Origin of the sequence: Haloparvum alkalitolerans (genome assembly GCF_050122995.1) — an archaeon.
In the GTDB taxonomy this organism is placed as follows: domain Archaea; phylum Halobacteriota; class Halobacteria; order Halobacteriales; family Haloferacaceae; genus Haloparvum; species Haloparvum alkalitolerans.
The window spans coordinates 76,439-94,252 of the sequence record NZ_JBNLIA010000004.1; the positions used below are offsets into that span (position 1 = coordinate 76,439).

Annotated in this window: 19 protein-coding genes and 1 tRNA gene; 13 read left to right on the plus strand and 7 right to left on the minus strand. The window is 70.7% G+C overall.

The genetic code is table 11. The features are described 5' to 3' along the window. Positions 1-63: 63 nt before the first annotated feature. Complete coding sequence (locus ACQE3L_RS06035) at positions 64-2,289, plus strand: CDC48 family AAA ATPase (protein ID WP_426962873.1); 2,226 nt, start codon at positions 64-66, stop codon at positions 2,287-2,289. Between the two features lie 437 nt (positions 2,290-2,726). On the opposite strand, the gene ACQE3L_RS06040 is transcribed toward ACQE3L_RS06035, so the two are convergent. Both ACQE3L_RS06040 and ACQE3L_RS06045 read right to left on the minus strand, forming a co-directional pair. Then, positions 2,727-3,512, minus strand: a complete 786-nt coding sequence (locus ACQE3L_RS06040) for an ABC transporter permease (RefSeq protein ID WP_058366308.1) — start codon at positions 3,510-3,512, stop codon at positions 2,727-2,729. After that, on the minus strand, positions 3,509-4,579 hold the full coding sequence (locus ACQE3L_RS06045; RefSeq protein WP_426962874.1) for an ABC transporter ATP-binding protein: 1,071 nt from the start codon (positions 4,577-4,579) through the stop codon (positions 3,509-3,511). Before ACQE3L_RS06045 ends, ACQE3L_RS06040 begins: the two co-directional genes overlap by 4 nt. A gap of 442 nt (positions 4,580-5,021) precedes the next feature. Here ACQE3L_RS06045 and ACQE3L_RS06050 point away from each other — a divergent pair, with 442 nt between their 5' ends. From ACQE3L_RS06050 to rnhB, 4 genes are all read left to right on the plus strand, one after another. Continuing rightward, positions 5,022-5,294, plus strand: coding sequence for a hypothetical protein (locus ACQE3L_RS06050; RefSeq protein WP_058366310.1), 273 nt, complete (start codon positions 5,022-5,024; stop codon positions 5,292-5,294). A gap of 135 nt (positions 5,295-5,429) precedes the next feature. Further along, positions 5,430-5,756, plus strand: coding sequence for a hypothetical protein (locus tag ACQE3L_RS06055; RefSeq protein WP_426962875.1), 327 nt, complete (start codon positions 5,430-5,432; stop codon positions 5,754-5,756). Positions 5,757-5,803: 47 nt separating this feature from the next. Continuing rightward, a complete protein-coding gene (locus tag ACQE3L_RS06060; RefSeq protein WP_426962876.1) occupies positions 5,804-7,087 on the plus strand; it encodes a tRNA pseudouridine(54/55) synthase Pus10 in 1,284 nt (427 codons plus the stop codon). 54 nt (positions 7,088-7,141) lie between these two features. Beyond that, positions 7,142-7,837 carry a ribonuclease HII gene (gene rnhB, locus ACQE3L_RS06065; protein WP_426963104.1) on the plus strand — a complete coding sequence of 232 codons (696 nt, stop codon included), beginning with the start codon at positions 7,142-7,144 and terminating at the stop codon, positions 7,835-7,837. 2 nt (positions 7,838-7,839) lie between these two features. Here the strand turns inward: rnhB and ACQE3L_RS06070 are convergent, their stop codons facing one another. Genes ACQE3L_RS06070 through secF form a run of 3 tightly spaced genes read right to left on the minus strand, consistent with a single transcriptional unit; the run spans position 7,840 to position 10,688 of the window. Next, positions 7,840-8,094, minus strand: a complete 255-nt coding sequence (locus ACQE3L_RS06070; RefSeq protein WP_426962877.1) for a hypothetical protein — start codon at positions 8,092-8,094, stop codon at positions 7,840-7,842. A 50-nt stretch (positions 8,095-8,144) separates the two neighbouring features. After that, positions 8,145-9,782 (minus strand): preprotein translocase subunit SecD, encoded by a 1,638-nt coding sequence (locus ACQE3L_RS06075; protein ID WP_426962878.1) that lies wholly within the window; start codon positions 9,780-9,782, stop codon positions 8,145-8,147. Beyond that, a complete protein-coding gene (secF, locus tag ACQE3L_RS06080) occupies positions 9,783-10,688 on the minus strand; it encodes a protein translocase subunit SecF (protein ID WP_426962879.1) in 906 nt (301 codons plus the stop codon). It abuts the gene before it with no gap. Between the two features lie 165 nt (positions 10,689-10,853). On the opposite strand from secF, the gene ACQE3L_RS06085 reads away from it, so the two are divergent. Next, positions 10,854-11,195, plus strand: coding sequence for a DUF7968 family protein (locus ACQE3L_RS06085; protein ID WP_426962880.1), 342 nt, complete (start codon positions 10,854-10,856; stop codon positions 11,193-11,195). Positions 11,196-11,534: 339 nt separating this feature from the next. Here ACQE3L_RS06085 and ACQE3L_RS06090 read toward each other — a convergent pair whose 3' ends face one another. Then, positions 11,535-12,029, minus strand: a complete 495-nt coding sequence (locus ACQE3L_RS06090) for a MaoC/PaaZ C-terminal domain-containing protein (protein ID WP_426962881.1) — start codon at positions 12,027-12,029, stop codon at positions 11,535-11,537. 132 nt (positions 12,030-12,161) lie between these two features. On the opposite strand from ACQE3L_RS06090, the gene ACQE3L_RS06095 reads away from it, so the two are divergent. After that, entirely contained in the window at positions 12,162-13,358 is a 1,197-nt protein-coding gene (locus ACQE3L_RS06095) for a molybdopterin-dependent oxidoreductase (RefSeq protein ID WP_426962882.1), read from the plus strand. Positions 13,359-13,407: 49 nt separating this feature from the next. Here the strand turns inward: ACQE3L_RS06095 and ACQE3L_RS06100 are convergent. Next, positions 13,408-13,478, minus strand: a tRNA-Gly gene (locus tag ACQE3L_RS06100). A gap of 319 nt (positions 13,479-13,797) precedes the next feature. Here ACQE3L_RS06100 and ACQE3L_RS06105 point away from each other — a divergent pair. From ACQE3L_RS06105 to ACQE3L_RS06130, 6 genes are read left to right on the plus strand one after another with little or no spacing between them, the layout of a single operon-like run. Beyond that, complete coding sequence (locus ACQE3L_RS06105; protein ID WP_426962883.1) at positions 13,798-14,646, plus strand: putative RNA uridine N3 methyltransferase; 849 nt, start codon at positions 13,798-13,800, stop codon at positions 14,644-14,646. A gap of 3 nt (positions 14,647-14,649) precedes the next feature. Next, complete coding sequence (locus ACQE3L_RS06110; protein ID WP_426962884.1) at positions 14,650-15,666, plus strand: 50S ribosomal protein L3; 1,017 nt, start codon at positions 14,650-14,652, stop codon at positions 15,664-15,666. 3 nt (positions 15,667-15,669) lie between these two features. Next, positions 15,670-16,416, plus strand: a complete 747-nt coding sequence (rpl4p, locus tag ACQE3L_RS06115) for a 50S ribosomal protein L4 (protein WP_426962885.1) — start codon at positions 15,670-15,672, stop codon at positions 16,414-16,416. After that, entirely contained in the window at positions 16,413-16,667 is a 255-nt protein-coding gene (locus ACQE3L_RS06120; protein WP_058366166.1) for a 50S ribosomal protein L23, read from the plus strand. Before rpl4p ends, ACQE3L_RS06120 begins: the two co-directional genes overlap by 4 nt. Position 16,668: 1 nt before the next feature. After that, entirely contained in the window at positions 16,669-17,391 is a 723-nt protein-coding gene (locus tag ACQE3L_RS06125; protein WP_426962886.1) for a 50S ribosomal protein L2, read from the plus strand. Next, entirely contained in the window at positions 17,388-17,813 is a 426-nt protein-coding gene (locus ACQE3L_RS06130; RefSeq protein ID WP_426962887.1) for a 30S ribosomal protein S19, read from the plus strand. Before ACQE3L_RS06125 ends, ACQE3L_RS06130 begins: the two co-directional genes overlap by 4 nt. Position 17,814: the final 1 nt, after the last annotated feature.

Genomic DNA, 17,814 nt, shown 5'->3' on the forward strand with positions numbered 1-17,814 from the left:
CGGGGGGACAACAGACTTATCCCCGGACCGCGCGGACCTACGCAGTATCCCCGCGAGCCAATCATGAACGAAGTGCAACTCGAAGTGGCGAAGGCGTACCCGAACGACTCGGGTCGCGGTATCGCCCGCCTCGACCCCGACACGCTGCTCCACCTGAAGCTGTCGCCGGGCGACATCATCGAGATCGAGGGCGGCGAGACCACCGCCGCGAAGGTGTGGCGCGCCGACCGGCAGGACTGGAACACCGACACGGTCCGCGTCGACGGCTTCACCCGCCAGAACGCGGACGTGGGCATCGGCGAGCGCGTCACCATCCGGAAGGCGGAGGCCGAGACGGCCGACAAGCTCGTCCTCGCGCCGCCGGAGGAGGCGTCCGTCCAGTTCGGCTCCGACGCGGCCGGCATGGTCAAACGCCAGATCCTCAAGCGGCCGGTCGTCGAGCGCGACATCGTGCCGGTGATGTCCTCGACGAACCACCCGTTCATGCGCTCGCCCGGACAGGCGATCCCGCTGATCGCCGTCGAGACGGAGCCTGACGGCGTCTGCATGATCACGGAGGACACCGAGGTCGAGCTCCGCGAGGAGCCGATCTCCGGCTTCGAGAAGACCGGCGGCGGCATCACCTACGAGGACATCGGCGGGCTGCAAAACGAGATCCAGCGCGTCCGCGAGATGGTCGAGCTGCCGATGAAGCACCCGCAGATCTTCAAGAAGCTCGGCATCGAGCCGCCGCAGGGCGTCCTGCTCCACGGCCCGCCGGGCACCGGGAAGACGCTGCTGGCGAAGGCAGTCGCCAACGAGACCTCCGCCTCGTTCTTCTCGATCGCCGGCCCCGAGATCATCTCGAAGTACTACGGCGAGTCCGAACAGCAGCTCCGGGAGATCTTCGAGGACGCGAAAGACGAGTCGCCGTCGATCATCTTCATCGACGAGCTCGACTCCATCGCGCCCAAACGCGAGGACGTGACCGGCGAGGTCGAGCGCCGCGTCGTCGCACAGCTGCTGACGATGATGGACGGGCTGGAGACGCGCGGACAGGTCATCGTCATCGCGGCGACGAACCGCGTCGACTCCGTCGACCCCGCGCTCCGCCGCCCCGGCCGGTTCGACCGCGAGATCGAGATCGGCGTCCCCGACGAGGTCGGCCGCAAGGAGATCCTCCAGATCCACACCCGCGGCATGCCCCTGTCGGACGACGTCTCGCTCGACCGCCTCGCGGACGACACCCACGGCTTCGTCGGCGCGGACGTCGAGAGCCTGACGAAGGAGGCCGCGATGAAGGCGCTGCGGCGGTACCTCCCCGAGATCGACCTCGACGAGGAGGACATCCCGCCGAGCCTCATCGACCGCATGATCGTCAAGCGGGAGGACTTCGACGGCGCCCTCAACGAGGTCGAGCCCTCCGCGATGCGCGAGGTGCTCGTCGAACTCCCGAAGATCTCGTGGGACGACGTGGGCGGCCTGACCGAGGCGAAACAGGAGGTCCAGGAGTCCGTCGAGTGGCCGCTCACCTCGCCCGAGAAGTTCGACCGCATGGGCGTCGACGCCCCGAAAGGCGTCCTGCTGTACGGCCCGCCCGGGACCGGTAAGACGCTGATGGCGAAGGCGGTCGCCAACGAGACGAACGCCAACTTCATCTCCGTCAGGGGGCCACAGCTCCTCTCGAAGTGGGTCGGCGAGTCCGAGAAGGCGATCAGACAGACCTTCCGCAAGGCGCGGCAGGTCTCGCCGACGATCATCTTCTTCGACGAGCTGGACAGCCTCGCGCCCTCCCGCGGACAGGAGATGGGCAACAACGTCTCCGAGCGCGTCGTCAACCAGCTCCTCACCGAGCTCGACGGGTTGGAGGAGATGGGCGACGTGATGGTGATCGGCGCCACCAACCGCCCGGACATGATCGACCCCGCCCTCCTCCGCTCCGGCCGGTTCGACCGCCTCGTCATGATCGGCCAGCCCGACGAGGAGGGCCGCGAGCGCATCCTGGAGATCCACACCCAGGACACGCCGCTCGCCCCCGACGTGAGCCTCCGCGAGGTCGCGGAGATCACCGACGGCTACGTCGGCTCCGACCTCGAGGGCATCGCCCGCGAGGCCGCCATCGAGGCGCTCCGCGACGACGACGAGGCCGAGGAGGTCGAGATGAAGCACTTCCGGCGCGCCATGGAGTCGGTGCGCCCCACCATCAACGAGGACATCCTCCGCTACTACGAGAACGTGGAGGAGCAGTTCAAGGGCGGCAGCCAGGACGCCCTCCGGGACACCGGCAGCGGCCGGATCGGGTTCCAATAGGACGTTTTTGCGACGGGGAACCGCCACGGCGTCGAAGACGCCGCGGCTCACCCCCGTCGCAAAAACCTCCACTAAAAAGTGGCCGCGGTCGGCGCTCCGGGCGCTTCGCGCCCTCGCGCCGCCGCGGTACTACAGCGTCGACGGAAACCGCACCCCGACCTTTTTCTGCGTCGGGTTCGCGCGCCGCGGGCGGCGCGCTCACCCGTCCTTGAAAAATGTCGATCAAAAAGGGCCCGCGGTCGGCGCTCCGGGCGCTGCGCGCCCTCGCGCCGCCGCGGTACTACAGCGTCGACGGAAACCGCACCACAACCGCGACCGCAACCGCGACCGTAACCGCGACCGTAACCGCGACCGCAACCGCGGGACCGCAACCGCGGAACCGCAACCGCGGAACCGCAACCGCGACAGAAACAGCACCGCCGCCCGCGGTGCCGCGGTCAGTCCGTCAGCCCGTAGCCGCGCTCGAAGAGCCACACGTCGAGGAGCACGGCCGCCACCGTCATCCCGGCCAGCACCGCCAGCGAGAGCCGGGGGTCGACCTCCGCGAACCCGAGGAAACCGTAGCGCACGCCGTTGACCATGTACACCATCGGGTTCGCCAGCGACACCTGTCGCAGCGCCGGCGGCAGGTCACCCAGCGAGTAGAACACCGCGCCGAAGAACACCAGCGGGCGCAGGATGAACTGGTTCATCACGGTGAGGTCGTCGAAGTCCTCTGCCAGCAGCCCGCCGACGACACCGAGGCTCGCGAAGAGCAGCGTGATCACGAGCATGAACGCGATCAGATAGAGGGGATGTTCGACCGGCACCGGCCGGTAAAGCGCCGAGACGATCCCCCACCCGACGCCGGCGATCAGGCCGCCGACGAGCAGCCCGCGCAGCGCCGAGGAGAGGACGTACGCCCACACCATGCCGGCGTACGACAGCGGCGAGGTGAGCACCTCGTGGATGTACTCGTTCCAGCGGCCGTGGAAGATCGAGAAGGAAGCGTTCTCGAAGGCGTTCGAGACGGCGCCGAGCACCACCAGCCCGGGGAGGATGAACAGGATGTACGGCACGTCCGCGACCGTGCCGACGCGCTCGCCGAGCACCACGCCGAAGACCGAGAAGTAGAGCACGTTGGTGATGAACGGCGGCGCGAACGTGTTGCGCGGCCGGCGGACGAACCGCAGCACCTCCCGCTTCGCGAGCGTCAGGAAGCCGGTGAGGTCGACGCGGTTCATCGCTCCGCCTCCGCGGAGGGCGTCTCGGCGACGCCGCTCTCGCTCACGTCGCCACCGCCACCACCGCCCCCGCTCGCGTCGGCCGCGACCGGCGCCGCGCTCCCGGAGGGCGCGCCGTCCGTGCTCTCGCCGTCGCCGACCGCCTCGCCCTGTCTGGTCATGTCGACGAACACCTCCTCCAGCGAGGTCCGGCGGATCTCCAGGTCGACGATCTCGAACCCCTCGCGGTCGAGCGCGCGCACGAGGTCGGGCGCGACGAGCCCGCCCTGGCGTGCGACCGCGACCAGCCGGTCGCCGTCGACCTCGACGCGCTCGATCCGGTCGTCGCCCGCGACCGCATCGGGAACCGCGACGGCCGGGTCCCGGAGCGTGACCACGATGCGGTCGTTGCCGCGGTCCATCAGCTCCTCGGGCGAGGCGACGGTGACGACCTCGCCGGAATCGAGGATCGCCACCTCGTCGCAGAGCCGCTCGGCCTCCTCGATGTAGTGGGTCGTCAACAGGACGGTCGTGCCGTCGTCGTTGAGCTCGGTGACGAGCTCCCAGAGGTCCCTGCGGAGCTGGACGTCGACGCCCGCGGTCGGCTCGTCGAGGATGAGCAGGTCGGGGTCGGTCACGAGCGCCCGCGCGAGCATGAACCGGCGCTTCATCCCGCCGGAGAGCCAGTCGAACCGCGTGTCCCGCTTGTCCCAGATGCCGACGCGCTTGAGCGCGCGCTCGGCCCGCTCGGCGGCCACGTCCTCCGGAACGCCGTGGTAGCCGGCCTTGTGTTCTAACACCTCGTGGATGGGGAAGAAGCGGTCGACGTTGAACTCCTGTGGCGCCAGCCCGATGCGGTCGCGCGCCTCCCGGTAGTCGTCCTCGACGTGGTTGCCGAAGACGTACGCGTCCCCGCCGGAGGCGCGCACCAGCCCGACGAGCACGTTGATGAACGTCGTCTTGCCGGCGCCGTTGGGACCGAGCAGGCCGAAGAAGGACCCTTCCGGCACCGTCAGCGACACCCCCTTCAGCGCCTCGACGTCCCCGTACCGCTTGCGGAGGCCGTCGATCTCCAGCGCGTTGGTCATGAATGACGGTGAGCCGCGGCCGCGGTTAAGCGGCGCGAAAGCGCCGGCCGCGGCGTCGGCGGACGAGCGACCCACGACCCCTCCGGAGCAGCAAGCGATCACTCCTGATCACTGATGGACGCGAATCACCGTGTGAACGCCTGACTGCCCCGGGATACATTTATTATACCTCCCCTACACGTCACGAGTGAGTCACGATGACCACCCCGAACACAATCTGGACGACGCCGCTCCCGAAGAGCGGAGTCGCCGGGTATCGCGGGATGGTCGTCGCGTCCGTCGACGCCGTCTCCGCGTAACCCCCGCCGGACGCGGGACGGCGACGGTTTCTTCGCTCTCTCGACCCCCACATCGGAGAGTACGCCGTTTTCGTCCCCGTTCGGCCACCAGGACCGGTCGCACCGGCGCGACTCGCGAGGGTTCGACCCCCTTCCGGTCCCGTATGGCCGCCGCAACCCACCAGGCCGACCGCACCGAGCGGATCGCCGTGCGGCTGGAGGTGCCCCGCGACGCCGCGGGCGACCTCCACGCCGGCGTCCGAACCAAGCTCGACCGCGCCGCCGACGCCGACGTGATCGACGTCGACGTCACCGGCCTCCAGCCGCGGCTCAACGACCTCACCGTCGAGGCGAACGTGCGCGTCCGCCTCGCGAACGGCGCCGCGACCGCGGACCTGGCCGACCTCGTGGGGGTGCACGATGTCACCCGCCGCTGAGTGGCCGCTCGAACGAGCGAGCCGCCGACCAGCCCGTCGACCGACCCACGGCACCGACCCGCCGACTGAGCCGCCGACTGAGCCGCCGACCGACCCACCCCCGACGCGAGGGCATCGCGTCACACGACTCCGACGATGGTACGACCCCGACACGCCGACGCACGCACCGACGCACGAACCGACGCACGCACCGACACAGCACGCGAGACGACCGCCGCGACGCTCGCCGCCGGCGGCGCCGCACCGCCCGACGCCGCGGCCGTGCCCCGCCTCGGCGTCCTGATCGCCTTGGCCGCGCTGCCCGTGGTCGTCGCGCTGGCCGCGAGCTACCCCGTCGCCGCGCTGGTCGCGCTGGCTGCGGTCGCGGGCGCCGGCACGCAGCGCGCCTACGACGCGCGCCGCGAGACCGACCGCGACCGGACGACGCGGACGCCCGCGACCGGGACGGCCGCCGGCGAGTGACGAGCGCCGTCAGAAAAGCAATTACGCGGTCGCCCGCTTGAGGAGGTATGAACGTACTCGAGGTCGCCGCCGACGCCGCCGCGACCGGGCCCGTGTGTGACGCCTGTCTCGGTCGGCTCGTCGCCGACCGCAGTTTCGGCCTCTCGAACGCGGAGCGGGGGCGCTCGCTCCGGGTCGCGAACGCGCTCGCGGACGACGCCGACTTCGACCCCGTCGAGACCGCCGACTGCTGGGTCTGCGAGGGCCACTGCGCCGCGTTCGACGAGTGGGCCGAGCGCGCCGTCGAGGCCGTCGGCGACGTCGACTTCTCGACCTACAACGTGGGCACCAGAACGCCGCCGCTGATCGAGGAGAACGAGGCGCTGCTCCGCGAGGAGTGCGGCCTCGAGGCCGACGCCGGCGAGCCGTTCAAGTCCGAGTTCAACCGCGAGGTGGGCAAGCGCGTCGGCCGCCTGACCGACGCGGAGGTCTCCTTCGACCGCCCGCACGTCCAGTTCACGCTGAACCTCGAGGACGGGACCGCCGACGCGAAGGTGAACTCCACGTTCGTCTACGGCCGCTACCGCAAGCTGGAGCGCGACATCCCGCAGACGGAGTGGCCCTGCCGGGAGTGCGACGGCTCGGGGCGACAGGGGAGACAGCCCTGCGACCACTGTGACGGGACGGGCTACCTCTACCCCCACAGCGTCGAGGAGCTGACCGCGCCGGTCGTCGAAGACGTGCTCGGCGGCACCCAGGCGACGTTCCACGGCGCCGGCCGCGAGGACGTGGACGCGCTGATGCTCGGCACCGGCCGCCCGTTCGTGATCGAGGTCGAGGAGCCGCAGCGGCGCCGGGCAGACGTGGAGCGCCTGCAGGCGGACATCAACGCCTTCGCCGAGGGGAAGATCGAGGTCGAGGGGTTACGGCTCGCCACCTACGAGATGGTCGAGCGCGTCAAGCGCCACGACGCCTCGAAGCGCTACCGCGCCCGCGTGGAGTTCGGCGCGGACGTGAGCGAGGCCGACCTCGCGGCCGCGGTCGACGCGCTGGAGGGCGCGACCATCGAACAGTACACGCCGAACCGCGTCGACCACCGGCGCGCAAACCTCACCCGCGAGCGCGACGTCTACGAGATGACGGCCGAGTTGGAGGCCCCCCGCGAGGCGACCGTCGAGGTCCACGGCGCGGGCGGGCTCTACATCAAGGAGCTGATCTCGGGCGACGAGGGGCGCACGGAGCCGAGCCTCGCGGGCGAACTCGGCGTCGAGGCGGTCGTGACGGCGCTGGACGTGCTGGCCGTCGAGGGCGAGGACGAGCCGTTCGAGGACGCGGAGTTCTTCCGGGACTGACCGCGACGGCCGACGGAAAACGCCTATGACCGTTCGCCGCGTTCTTCGACCGTGATCTGTATCGGCGTCGACGAGGCCGGCAAGGGACCGGTGCTGGGACCGATGGTGGCGGCGGCCGTCCGGGTCGACCCCGAGACGCTGCCCGACGACGTGGACGACTCCAAGCGCGTCGCCCCCGCCCGCCGCGAGGAGTTGGCCGCCGCCCTCCGCGACCGCGAGGCCGTCGGAGTCGGGATCGGCGTCGTCGAGCCCGCCGAGATCGACGCGCCCGACACCGACATGAACGGCCTGACGGTCGCCGCGCAGGCGCGGGCGCTCGCCGACCTGTTCTCGGCGGCGGACGACGACGGGCCGGGGGCCGAGGCGACCGAGGACGACCCCCCGGAGGTCGTCGTCGACGCCGGCGACGTGCTCGCGGACCGGTTCGGGCGCCGCGTCCGTGAGGCGGTCGCCGACCGCGGCGGGCCGGACGTCGACGTGACCGCGGAACACGGCGCGGACGAGTCCCACCCGGTCGTGAGCGCCGCCAGCGTCGTCGCGAAGGTGGAGCGGGACGCGCGGATGGCCGCGGTCGCCGAGCGCCACGAGGCCGACCCCGGAAGCGGCTACCCGGGCGACGCGACCACCGTCGAGTTTCTGGAGGCCTACGTCGACGAACACGGCGACGTGCCCGACTGTGCACGCCGGTCGTGGCGCACCTGCGAGCGGTTGCTCGACGCGGCCGCCCAGTCCGGACTGGACGAGTTCTGAGACTACCCGTCGCTCCCCTCTGGAACGGCTTGCCCGAGCCACGAGAGGCCGAGCGCCAGCGCGCCAAGTTGGAGGACCACGAGCGTCGCGGCCGCGCCGGGCCACACGATCGCGGCGGTGCCGAGGATCAGGATCGCCCCGAGCGTGGCGACCGCGCGCGTGAGCAGGTAGACGAGGTCGCGGCGGACGCCGGGGTCGAGGCCGTCCGGTGGCCGGGTCGACGGCGCGTCGCTCGAAGCGGGGTCCGTGGCGGGCATCGCTTGGTCGTCGAGCGCGGGCAGAAAAAAGCTCCCGACGACGGGCCGCCTTACCGTTCCGTCAGCAGCGTCCGCAGGATGTCGCCGTAGGCCGGGCGCGTGATGAGCACGCCGATGAGCACGCCGAGGATGGTGAAGATGGCGAACCCGGAGAGGTCGCCCAGTCCGAGCACCATCAGCGGCGACATGGCGATGATCGTTGTGGCGGCCGCGGCGCCGATCACCCAGAAGGCGCGGCGGAACCGCGAGTCGAACACCGTCCGGGAGTTCACGTCGCCCTCGCTCATCACCTCGTCGGCGATGATGATCAGGTCGTCGACGCCGGTCCCGACCACCGCGATGAACCCGGCGACGACCGCCAGGTCGATCGGGTAGTTCACCAGCGCCGCGAAGCCGAGCAGCGCGTACACCTCCGCGAGCGCGGTGAGGATCATCGGCAGCGCGACCTCCTTCTCGCGGTAGCGGAGGAACACCATGCCCGCGACCGCGAACACCGAGATGATCCCGGTGATCAGCGAGTAGAGCCGGAAGCTCTCCCCCTGCGTCGGGGAGATGCTGGAGACGGACCCCTCGCCGCCGATGTTGAGCTCCGCGGGCAGCGCGCCGGCCCGGAGGTTGATCGAGACCTCCTGTGCGCGCTCGAAGGAGCCCTCCTCGTTGCCGGTCGTCAGCCGGAAGTTCGGGTCGTTCGCCCACGTCCCGGCGCGCATGCTGTCGGCGAGGCCGTCGTCCATCCCGAAGGTGCTGACCACCTCGTCGTCGACGACGAGCAGCAGGCAGGGGTCTTCGGTCTCGGTGTAGTCGTCGGTGTTACAGCGCCACCGCGTCCCCTGCCCGCGGCCGGCCGCGGCGTCGGCCTCCTGAACGGCCGCCTGGTACTGCTCCGCGGGCGACTGTTGTCCCTCCGGCGCGTCGCCCACGATGGTGACGGGGACGTACGCGACGTCGCTCCGCTGGTCGCGGGTCGCGGTACCGATCTCGTCGAAGTCGTCGCGCACGAGCGCGTTCCGGATGCGCGTGGCGTTGCCCTCAGCGTCCGGGTCCGGGTAGTAGATGTCGAGTCGGACCGTCCCGCGGTCCTCCAGCAGTTCGATCACGTCCTCGCGCCCCTCGCCGGGCACCTCGATCTGCATGTAGTGGCGCCCGCTGGGGTCGGTGACCTGCTGAACCTGTCCGCCGGAGAGGCCCGCCTCGTTGATCTTCGACTGGATCACGTCCTGTGCCGCGTTGCGGGTCTCCTCGGTGACGCCGACGCGGACCTCGGTGTCCTCGGCCCAGTAGCCGGCCGCCTCGACCGCGGTCCGGAACTGCTCCTCGGTCACGTTCGCGTCGGTCACCTCGATGGTGCCGTACCCCTCGCGCTGGGTGCTCCGCGTCACCGAGATGTCGGTGCTGTCGGTCCCCGACAGCCCGTCCGCGACGGCCCGACCCACGTCCGGCGGGTCGTCGCCGTCGAAGTTCACGTCGGTCGCGGTGTATCCCTCCAACGGCGCGCGGATCCGCGTCCCGCCCGCCAGGTCGAGTCCGAACTGGAGGTTGGTGATCCCCTGTCTGGCGTCGGCGGGGTTCTCGTCGGCCGCGACGCCAGTCTCCGGCGCGAACTGGGGCGCGAACAGCACGACCGTCGAGGCGAGGACGACCACGACCAACAGCGCGACTCGCCAGTGCTTCTTGACCGGTTCGAGCATCTATCGGCTCACCCCCTCGAACTTGTACCAGCGCAGCAGGCTCACGTTCATCAGGTAGGTGTTCATCAGGTCGGCGCTCAGCCCCACTGCGAGAATGATGCCGATGTCGCGGAGCAGCGTGATGCCGAACAGCCACGCGACGACCGTCATCACGAGCATCGCGGCGATGGAGGTGAGCGTCATCGTCACGCCGGTCCGCATCGCGCGGCTCACCGACTCGTAGAAGCCGCCGGTGCGACGCAACACGGAGTTGTTCAACAGGATGTCCGAGTCCACGGAGTACCCGATGATCATCAGGAGGGCGGCGACCGTCCCGAGCGTCATCTCGATGCCGAGCAGGTTCATCATCGCGACCGGGATCAGCAGGTCGGAGAACGCCGAGGCGACGATGGCGAGCGAGGGGACGAACGAGCGGAACATCGCGAAGACGAGCACGCTCATGCCGAGGAACGCGACGCCGACGCCGGCCAGCGCCTGCGTGGCGACGCCGGCCCCGAAGCTCGCGGAGACGAAGCTCTCGCTCTCCACGCTGAAGCCGGACGCCTCGGCCTCCTCGGAGAGCGCGCTCAGCCGTTCCTGTCGCTGCTCGGGGTCGTCCGGGAGGTCGGCGTCGCGGAACGTCACCACGTAGGCGCCGTCCCCGGAGATGTACTGGATCGACGACGGCTCGGTGGAGAAGGCGTCGTCGAGCCGCGCGTCCGCCGCGTCGGTGCCCGCGTCGTCGGCGGTCACGCGGAGTTCGGCGCCGCCCGTGAACTCGACGCCGAGGTTCGCCGGCGCGCCGGTCACGACGTACCAGCCGCCGATCACCGCCAGCGAGACCACCAGCACGGCGAGCGGGATCGCGACCAGCTGCCGGTTCGTGTACCGGGTGTAGTCGACCTCCGGTACGTCGATCTGGACCATGCCCCGGGGTCGTCCTGCCGGCCGAATAAGCCTTCTTATCTTCCGAACGTGGCGGTGCGAGCGGTACGCCGACGGCGGAGCGATCCCCCTCGCGGCTCCGGGCGAGGACCGCGGCTCGCGGACCTCGGCGAAACCTCTAGGCGCCCCCGAACCGTACGGTAACACATGGCAGACACTGATCCACCGCGGGCGACGCGGGTCGTGCTCTCGTATCCGGAGAACGCGAGCGACTGGGCCCGCGAGCAGTTCGAGGCGGACCGCTACCGGAGCTACTTCCGACGCTCGCTCGGCACCGTGTCGGTCGGGGACGTCCGCGAGGAGTTCGTCGACGTCGGCTGTTGTGGCGACAGCCTCGACGTGGAGTTTCGGGTCGAAGCGGTCGAGACGGCGGCCGGGGAGACCGACCGCGCAGCGGTCACCGAGACCACCGAGATCGCGTACGTCGACCGCGAGGGCGACGTGGAGGGCGGCTGGCGCGTCCAGAGCGCGGCCGGGCCGGTGGAGTGACGTAGGAGCCGGTGCGGTCCGACATCGGTGCTGAGTCGGTGCGGTGCTGAGTCGGTGCGGTGCTGACGCGGTGCGATGCTGGGGCGGTGCTGTGCTGACGCGGTGTTGGGGCGGCCGCGGCGTCGTGCGACCATCGCACACCGCGCCGACCACGTGTCGCCGCGATCAGGCGAAGGAGGCGGCGTCGCCGGTCGATCCGCGAGCCCGCCTCTGCGGGCGGCCCGGACCGTCTCCCGGAACCCGGCGCGGTCGAACCGGCTGGGACGTTCCGGCCGAGGCCGCCACGATCAACCGGACCTGTGACGGAAACGCTCCGTCGGAGTCCGTCCCGTCGTCGTGCTACTTGCGGGAGTCGCTCCCGGCCGTAGCCCCGCGCGGCTCCTCGACGGCCGCGTCGCGGCGCCGCACCATCCCGAGCGCGGTCCACGAGACGACGCGATCGCCGTCGCCGTTCACGCCCTCGGTGTACAGGTCCGCGTAGCCGCGCTCGGGGTGTGACTCGGAGGCGCGGAGCTCCATCACGCCGGTAGTCCCGGTGAGCGTGTCGCCCGGGCGGACCGGCCGGTGCCAGCGGAGCTCCTCGACGCCCATTCCGCCGAGGAACGCCAGGTCGCCGAAGAGGGCGTCGGTCGCGAGCCGGTTGCAGACGCAGTAGGTGTGGAGCCCCGACGCCACCAGCCCGCCGAACGGCGACTCGTCGCCCACGTCGGGGTCGACGTGGAACGGGTGCGGGTCGAAGCGCTCCGCGAACGCCACGATCTCGGCTTCGGTGAGCGTGGCCTCACCGAGGCCGAAGCGGGTCTCCGTGTCCAGGTCCTCGAAGTGGAGGGTCACGTGCGCCCTTGTGTGAGGACGGTGAGGACGGTTGCGATCCGGGACGGTCGAAGCCGGCCGTGGCTCCACACGAACGGGGTCGCTCCGACCCCGGCCGCGGGCTTTTGTGGCGGCCGACCCTACCGTTCGGCGATGGCGCTCCGCGCGGCGGCCGCGAGGTGGCTCGCCCGGCTGGAGCCGCCGCCGCGGGTCGTCGACTGGTCGCTGCTCGCCGTGGTCCTCGCGGAGGCGGCCACCGGACTGGCCTCGTTCACGGTCGGCGTCCCGGCGGGCTGGCCGCTGTTCTGGCTCCACCGCGCGCTCGGGCTGGCGTTCGTCGCGCTGCTGGGCTGGAAGCTCGCGCGGGTCGGCGGGCGGCTGACCGACCGCGACCGCTGGGTCCCCTCCACGGTCCTCTCGGCGCTGACGCTCGTCGCCGCGGTCGGAACGCTCGCCACCGGAGTCGCGTGGGTGTTCGGGCTGGACGTCCGGCTCTCCTACTGGACGCTGCTGTCCGTCCACGTCGGCTTCGGGCTCGCGCTCGTCCCCCTCGTGGCGGCGCACGCGAGCACGCGCGCCCGCCGACCGCGCCTGGCGGACACGGAGGGTCGCCGCGACGCGCTCCGGCTCGCGGTGCTGCTCGGTGCGGGCGTGCTCGCGTACCGCGCGCAGGGCGTCCTGAACGCCGCGCTCGACACCGCGGGCGCGGACCGGCGGTTCACGGGGTCACAGCCGCGGGAGGGCGCGGGCAACGCGAGCTTTCCGGTCACCTCGTGGGTCGCGGACGACCCCGACCCGATCGACCGCGACGCCTACCGGCTCGCGGTGTCCGGGCTGGTCGCGACTCCGACCAACTTCGCGGTCGACCCGGCGGCCGGGGGAATCGGCGGTGGCGAGGGCAGCGGCGGTGGCGAGGGCAGCGGCGGTGGCGAGAGCGGTGGAGACGGCGGGGTAACCGGGGGCGCCGGCGACGTACCGACCGTCGAGAGCGACGCGGCCCGTGCCCTGCTCGACTGCACGAGCGGCTGGTACACCGTCCAGCGCTGGGCGGGGGTCCGCGTCGGCGACCTGCTCGCGGCCGCGGGCGGGCCGACCGGCGACGCCGCGTGGGTGCGGTTCGTCTCCGTGACGGGCTACCGCTGGAGCCTCCCGCTCGCGGAGGCGGAGGACGCCCTGCTCGCGACCCGCGTCGGCGGCGAGCCGCTCTCCCACGGCCACGGCGCCCCGGTCCGACTCGTGGCGCCCGGGCGCCGCGGCTTCCAGTGGGTGAAGTGGGTGACGCGCGTGGAGGTCCGCGCCGAGCGCGACCCGGCGCAGTGGGTCGTCACGCTGGTGAGCGGCTTCGACTGAGGGCGCGGCGGACGAGCCGCTCGCTACGCGGGCGGCGTCGGAGAGAAGGTGCACCGGCCGAGATTTGAACTCGGGTTGCAACCATGGCAAGGTTGCGTGATACCACTACACTACCGGTGCGTGCTTCGCACTCATTGCTAACCGCCGACGCGAACATAAGGGTTCCGTTCCGGCGGTCGTTCGCCGTCCGGTGGCACGGTTCGCGGTCGCGCCGGGGCGTCGCAGCACCGGACTGTCGGACCTGTGGCTCTCGCGTGCGTGCCCGCGAAGACTCAATAAATACCGCCAGATCGGGGAGCCCGTCCTCCCATCGTCACGCGTTCACACGGCGAAACGCCGCTCAGGGGGCGTGTGAACCCGCCACAGTCCGGAATACGGACCGCTACGCTTTTACCGGTGGATCGGAAACTGTGGATACAGTCTAGTGACGAGGCGACCCATGGACGGACTCACGTTGTGTGTGCCGTCCTCGCTCGTCCGCGAAGCCGAGGACAAACGCGAGGCAACTCGCAAGCTCGGATACGTCGCCCGCGCGGCGGCGGTCTTCGGGGCGAGCCGGCTCGTCGTCTTCCCGGACCGGGAAGGCGAGCGCCGATGGGGTGGCGGATTCGTCCGCACCGTGCTGCGGTACGCCGCGACGCCCCCGGACCTCCGGAAGGAGCTCTGGGGGCAGCGCGACGAACTGCAGTACGCGGGCGTGCTGCCGCCGCTCCGCGTCGAGTCACGGACCGGCTCGGCCCCTGGCGGGGACGAGTCGTTAACACAGGGACTCGTGACCGAGGTCGGATCTGAAGGCCGCGTTCGGGTCAATTCCCCGCTGGGGGAACACCCGATCTCGCTGCTCGTCCCCTCCGATATGGAGGTCGAGCAGGGGGAGCGCGTTACCATCAGGATCTCTTCGAGAGAACCGGTCCGCGCCCGCATCGCCGGGAAGCCGGAGGACGGTTTCCAGGTCGTGGGCGCGGACCTGCCGGACGCACTCGCACGCGAGGAGTTCGCCGTCGCCACGTCGCGACACGGGGAGGAGCTCTCCGTCTCGCGACTCGGTGAACTCGTCGCCCGCACGTCGACCGACGACACCGCCGTCGTCTTCGGCGCGCCGGGACGAGGGCTTCCGGCGATCCTCGGGGTATCCCCCGAGGACGTCCGGGCCGCCGACGGCGGCCCAGTCGAGCCCGATCCGGGGTTCGACCTCTGGCTGAACACGATCCCGCGACAGGAGAGCGCGGTGGTGCGAACGGAGGAAGCGATGTTCGCGTCACTGGGCGCTCTCAGACTCACGGAGTAACCAATGCCACAACCAAGCCGACCACGAAAAGGCTCGCTGGGTTTCGGTCCGCGCACCCGCGCGGCGAGCGAGGTGCCTCGCATCCGCTCGTGGCCCGACGACGAGGGTTCCCCTGCGCTGCAGGGCTTTGCCGGCTACAAGGCCGGGATGACCCACGTCGTGATGGTCAACGACGAGGCCAACTCGCCGCGTGAGGGGATGGAGGAGTCCGTCCCCGTGACGGTGGTGGAGACGCCGCCGATGTACGCGGTCGCCCTCCGAGCCTACGAGGAGACGCCGTACGGACAGAAGCCGGTCACCGAGGTCTGGGCGACCGAGTTCCACGAGGAGCTCGACCGCACGCTCGACCTGCCGGCGGAAGACACCTTCGAGGAGGACGCCGAGGAGCTCCGGACGCTGCTGGAGGAGGGCGCGGTCGACGACGTCCGCGTCATCACCCACACCGTACCGGCCGAGCTCGCGAACGTCCCCAAGAAGAAGCCCGACGTCATGGAGACGCGGGTCGGCGGCGGCTCCGTCGCGGACCGCGTCGACTTCGCGCTCGACCTGGTCGAGGAGGGCGGCGCCCACGAGTTCGGCGACGTCTTCCGCGCCGGCGAGTACACCGACGTCTCGGGCATCACGAAGGGGAAGGGCACCCAGGGCCCCGTCAAGCGCTGGGGCGTCCAGAAGCGAAAGGGCAAGCACGCCCGCCAGGGCTGGCGGCGCCGGATCGGTAACCTCGGCCCGTGGAACCCGTCGCGCGTTCGCTCGACGGTCCCCCAGCAGGGCCAGACCGGCTACCACCAGCGCACCGAGCTCAACAAGCGCCTGATCGACTTCGGCGAGGGAGACGACGCCTCGGTCGACGGCGGCTTCGTCAACTACGGCGAGGTCGACGGTTCCTACGCGCTCATCAAGGGCTCGCTTCCGGGTCCGAACAAGCGGCTTCTCCGCTTCCGCCCGGCCATCCGACCGAACGACCAGCCGCGCCTCGACCCCGAGGTCCGGTACGTCTCCACCGCATCCAACCAGGGATAAGCTATGAAGGCAACAGTACGCGATCTGGACGGCGGGGACGAGGGCAGCGTCGAGCTGCCGGACGTCTTCGAGACGCAGTTCCGACCGGACCTGATCCGGCGGGCCGTCACCGTCGCACAGGCAAACCGAAAGCAGGCCTACGGCGCCGACGAGTTCGCCGGCCTCCGCACGCCCGCGGAGTCGCCGGGCTCGGGTCGCGGGATGGCGCACGTCCCGCGCGAGAACGGGCAGGCCCGTCGGGTTCCCTTCGCGGAATCCGGCCGGCGCGCTCACCCGCCGAAGGCGGAGAAGGACCAGTCGAAGGACCTCAACAAGAAGGAGCGACAGCTCGCCGTCCGCTCGGCCATCGCGGCCACCGCGGACGCCGAGATCGTCGCCGAGCGCGGTCACGCGTTCGACGAGGACGCGGAGCTTCCGCTCGTCGTCTCCGACGCGTTCGAGGACCTGGAGAAGACCAAGGAGGTCGTCGCCTTCCTCGAAGGCGCCGGCGTCTACGCGGACATCGAGCGCGCCGAGGAGGGGCGCTCCGTCCGCGCCGGCCAGGGCAAGCTCCGCGGCCGGAAGTACAGCCAGCCGAAGTCGATCCTCTTCGTCACCAGCGAGGAGCCGTCCCGCGCCGCCCGCAACCTCGCGGGCGCCGACGTGGCCACGGCCGACGAGGTGAACGCGGAGGACCTCGCGCCCGGGACGCACCCGGGCCGACTCACCGTCTGGACCGAGAGCGCGCTCGAGGAGGTGGCGGAGCGATGAGCACCGTCATCGAGCACCCCATCGTCACCGAGAAGGCGATGGACGAGATGGACTTCGACAACAAGCTCCAGTTCGTCGTCCACATCGACGCGACGAAGCCGGAGATTCGCGACGCCATCTCCGAGCGCTACGACGTCGAGGTCGTCGACGTGAACACGCAGATAACTCCGCAGGGGACGAAGAAGGCGACCGTCGGCCTCTCCGAGGACGACGACGCCACCGAGATCGCTTCCCGCATCGGGGTGTTCTAAGATGGGACGAAGAATTCAGGGACAGCGGCGAGGACGCGGCGGCCCGACGTTCCGGGCCCCGTCCCACCGCTACAAGGCGGAGCTGTCGCACAAGACGCCGGAGGAGACCGACACGGTCACCGGCGAGATCGTCGGCATCGAACACGACCCCGCGCGCTCGGCACCGCTCGCGGACGTCGAGTTCGAGGACGGCGACCGCCGGCTCATTCTCGCGCCCGAGGGCGTGAGCGTCGGCGAGACGATCGAGATCGGCGTCTCCGCGGAGATCAAGCCCGGCAACACGATGCCGCTGGCGGAGATCCCGGAGGGCGTCCCGGTCTGTAACGTCGAGAGCAACCGCGGCGACGGCGGCAAGTTCGCCCGCGCATCGGGCGTCTCGGCGACGCTGATGACCCACGACCGCAAGGTGGCTGTCGTTCAGCTTCCCAGCGGCGAGGTCAAGCGACTCGACCCGCAGTGCCGCGCCACCATCGGCGTGGTCGCGGGCGGCGGCCGGACGGAGAAGCCCTTCGTCAAGGCCGGCAACAAGCATCACAAGATGAAATCGCGCGGCACGAAGTACCCGCGCGTCCGTGGTGTGGCGATGAACGCCGTCGACCACCCGTTCGGTGGCGGCGGCCGCCAGCACCCCGGCAAGCCGAAGTCCGTCTCGCGGGACGCCCCGCCGGGACGGAAGGTCGGCGACATCGCATCCAAGCGAACCGGACGAGGTAGCAACAAATGAGTTCCGAATACCGCATCGGCCGCGAGGGCGAGGAGTTCGCCTACCGCGGTCACTCGCTCGACGAGCTCCAGGAGATGGACCTCGACGAGGTCGCGGAACTGCTCCCCGCACGCCAGCGGCGAAGTATCACCCGAGGACTGGGCACCGAGAAGCGCAAGCTGCTCGAGAAGGCCCGGAGCCGCACCGAAGAGGAGACGGCCGATAACCCGATCCGGACGCACCTGCGCGACATGCCGGTGCTCCCGGAGTTCGTGGGCCTGACCTTCTCCGTCTACAACGGACACAGCTTCGAGCGCGTCCGCGTGGAGCCGGAGATGATCGGCCACTTCCTCGGCGAGTTCCACCTGACGCGGAGCACCGTCGAGCACGGACAGGCCGGCATCGGCGCGACCCGGTCCTCGAAGTTCGTGCCCCTCAAGTAAC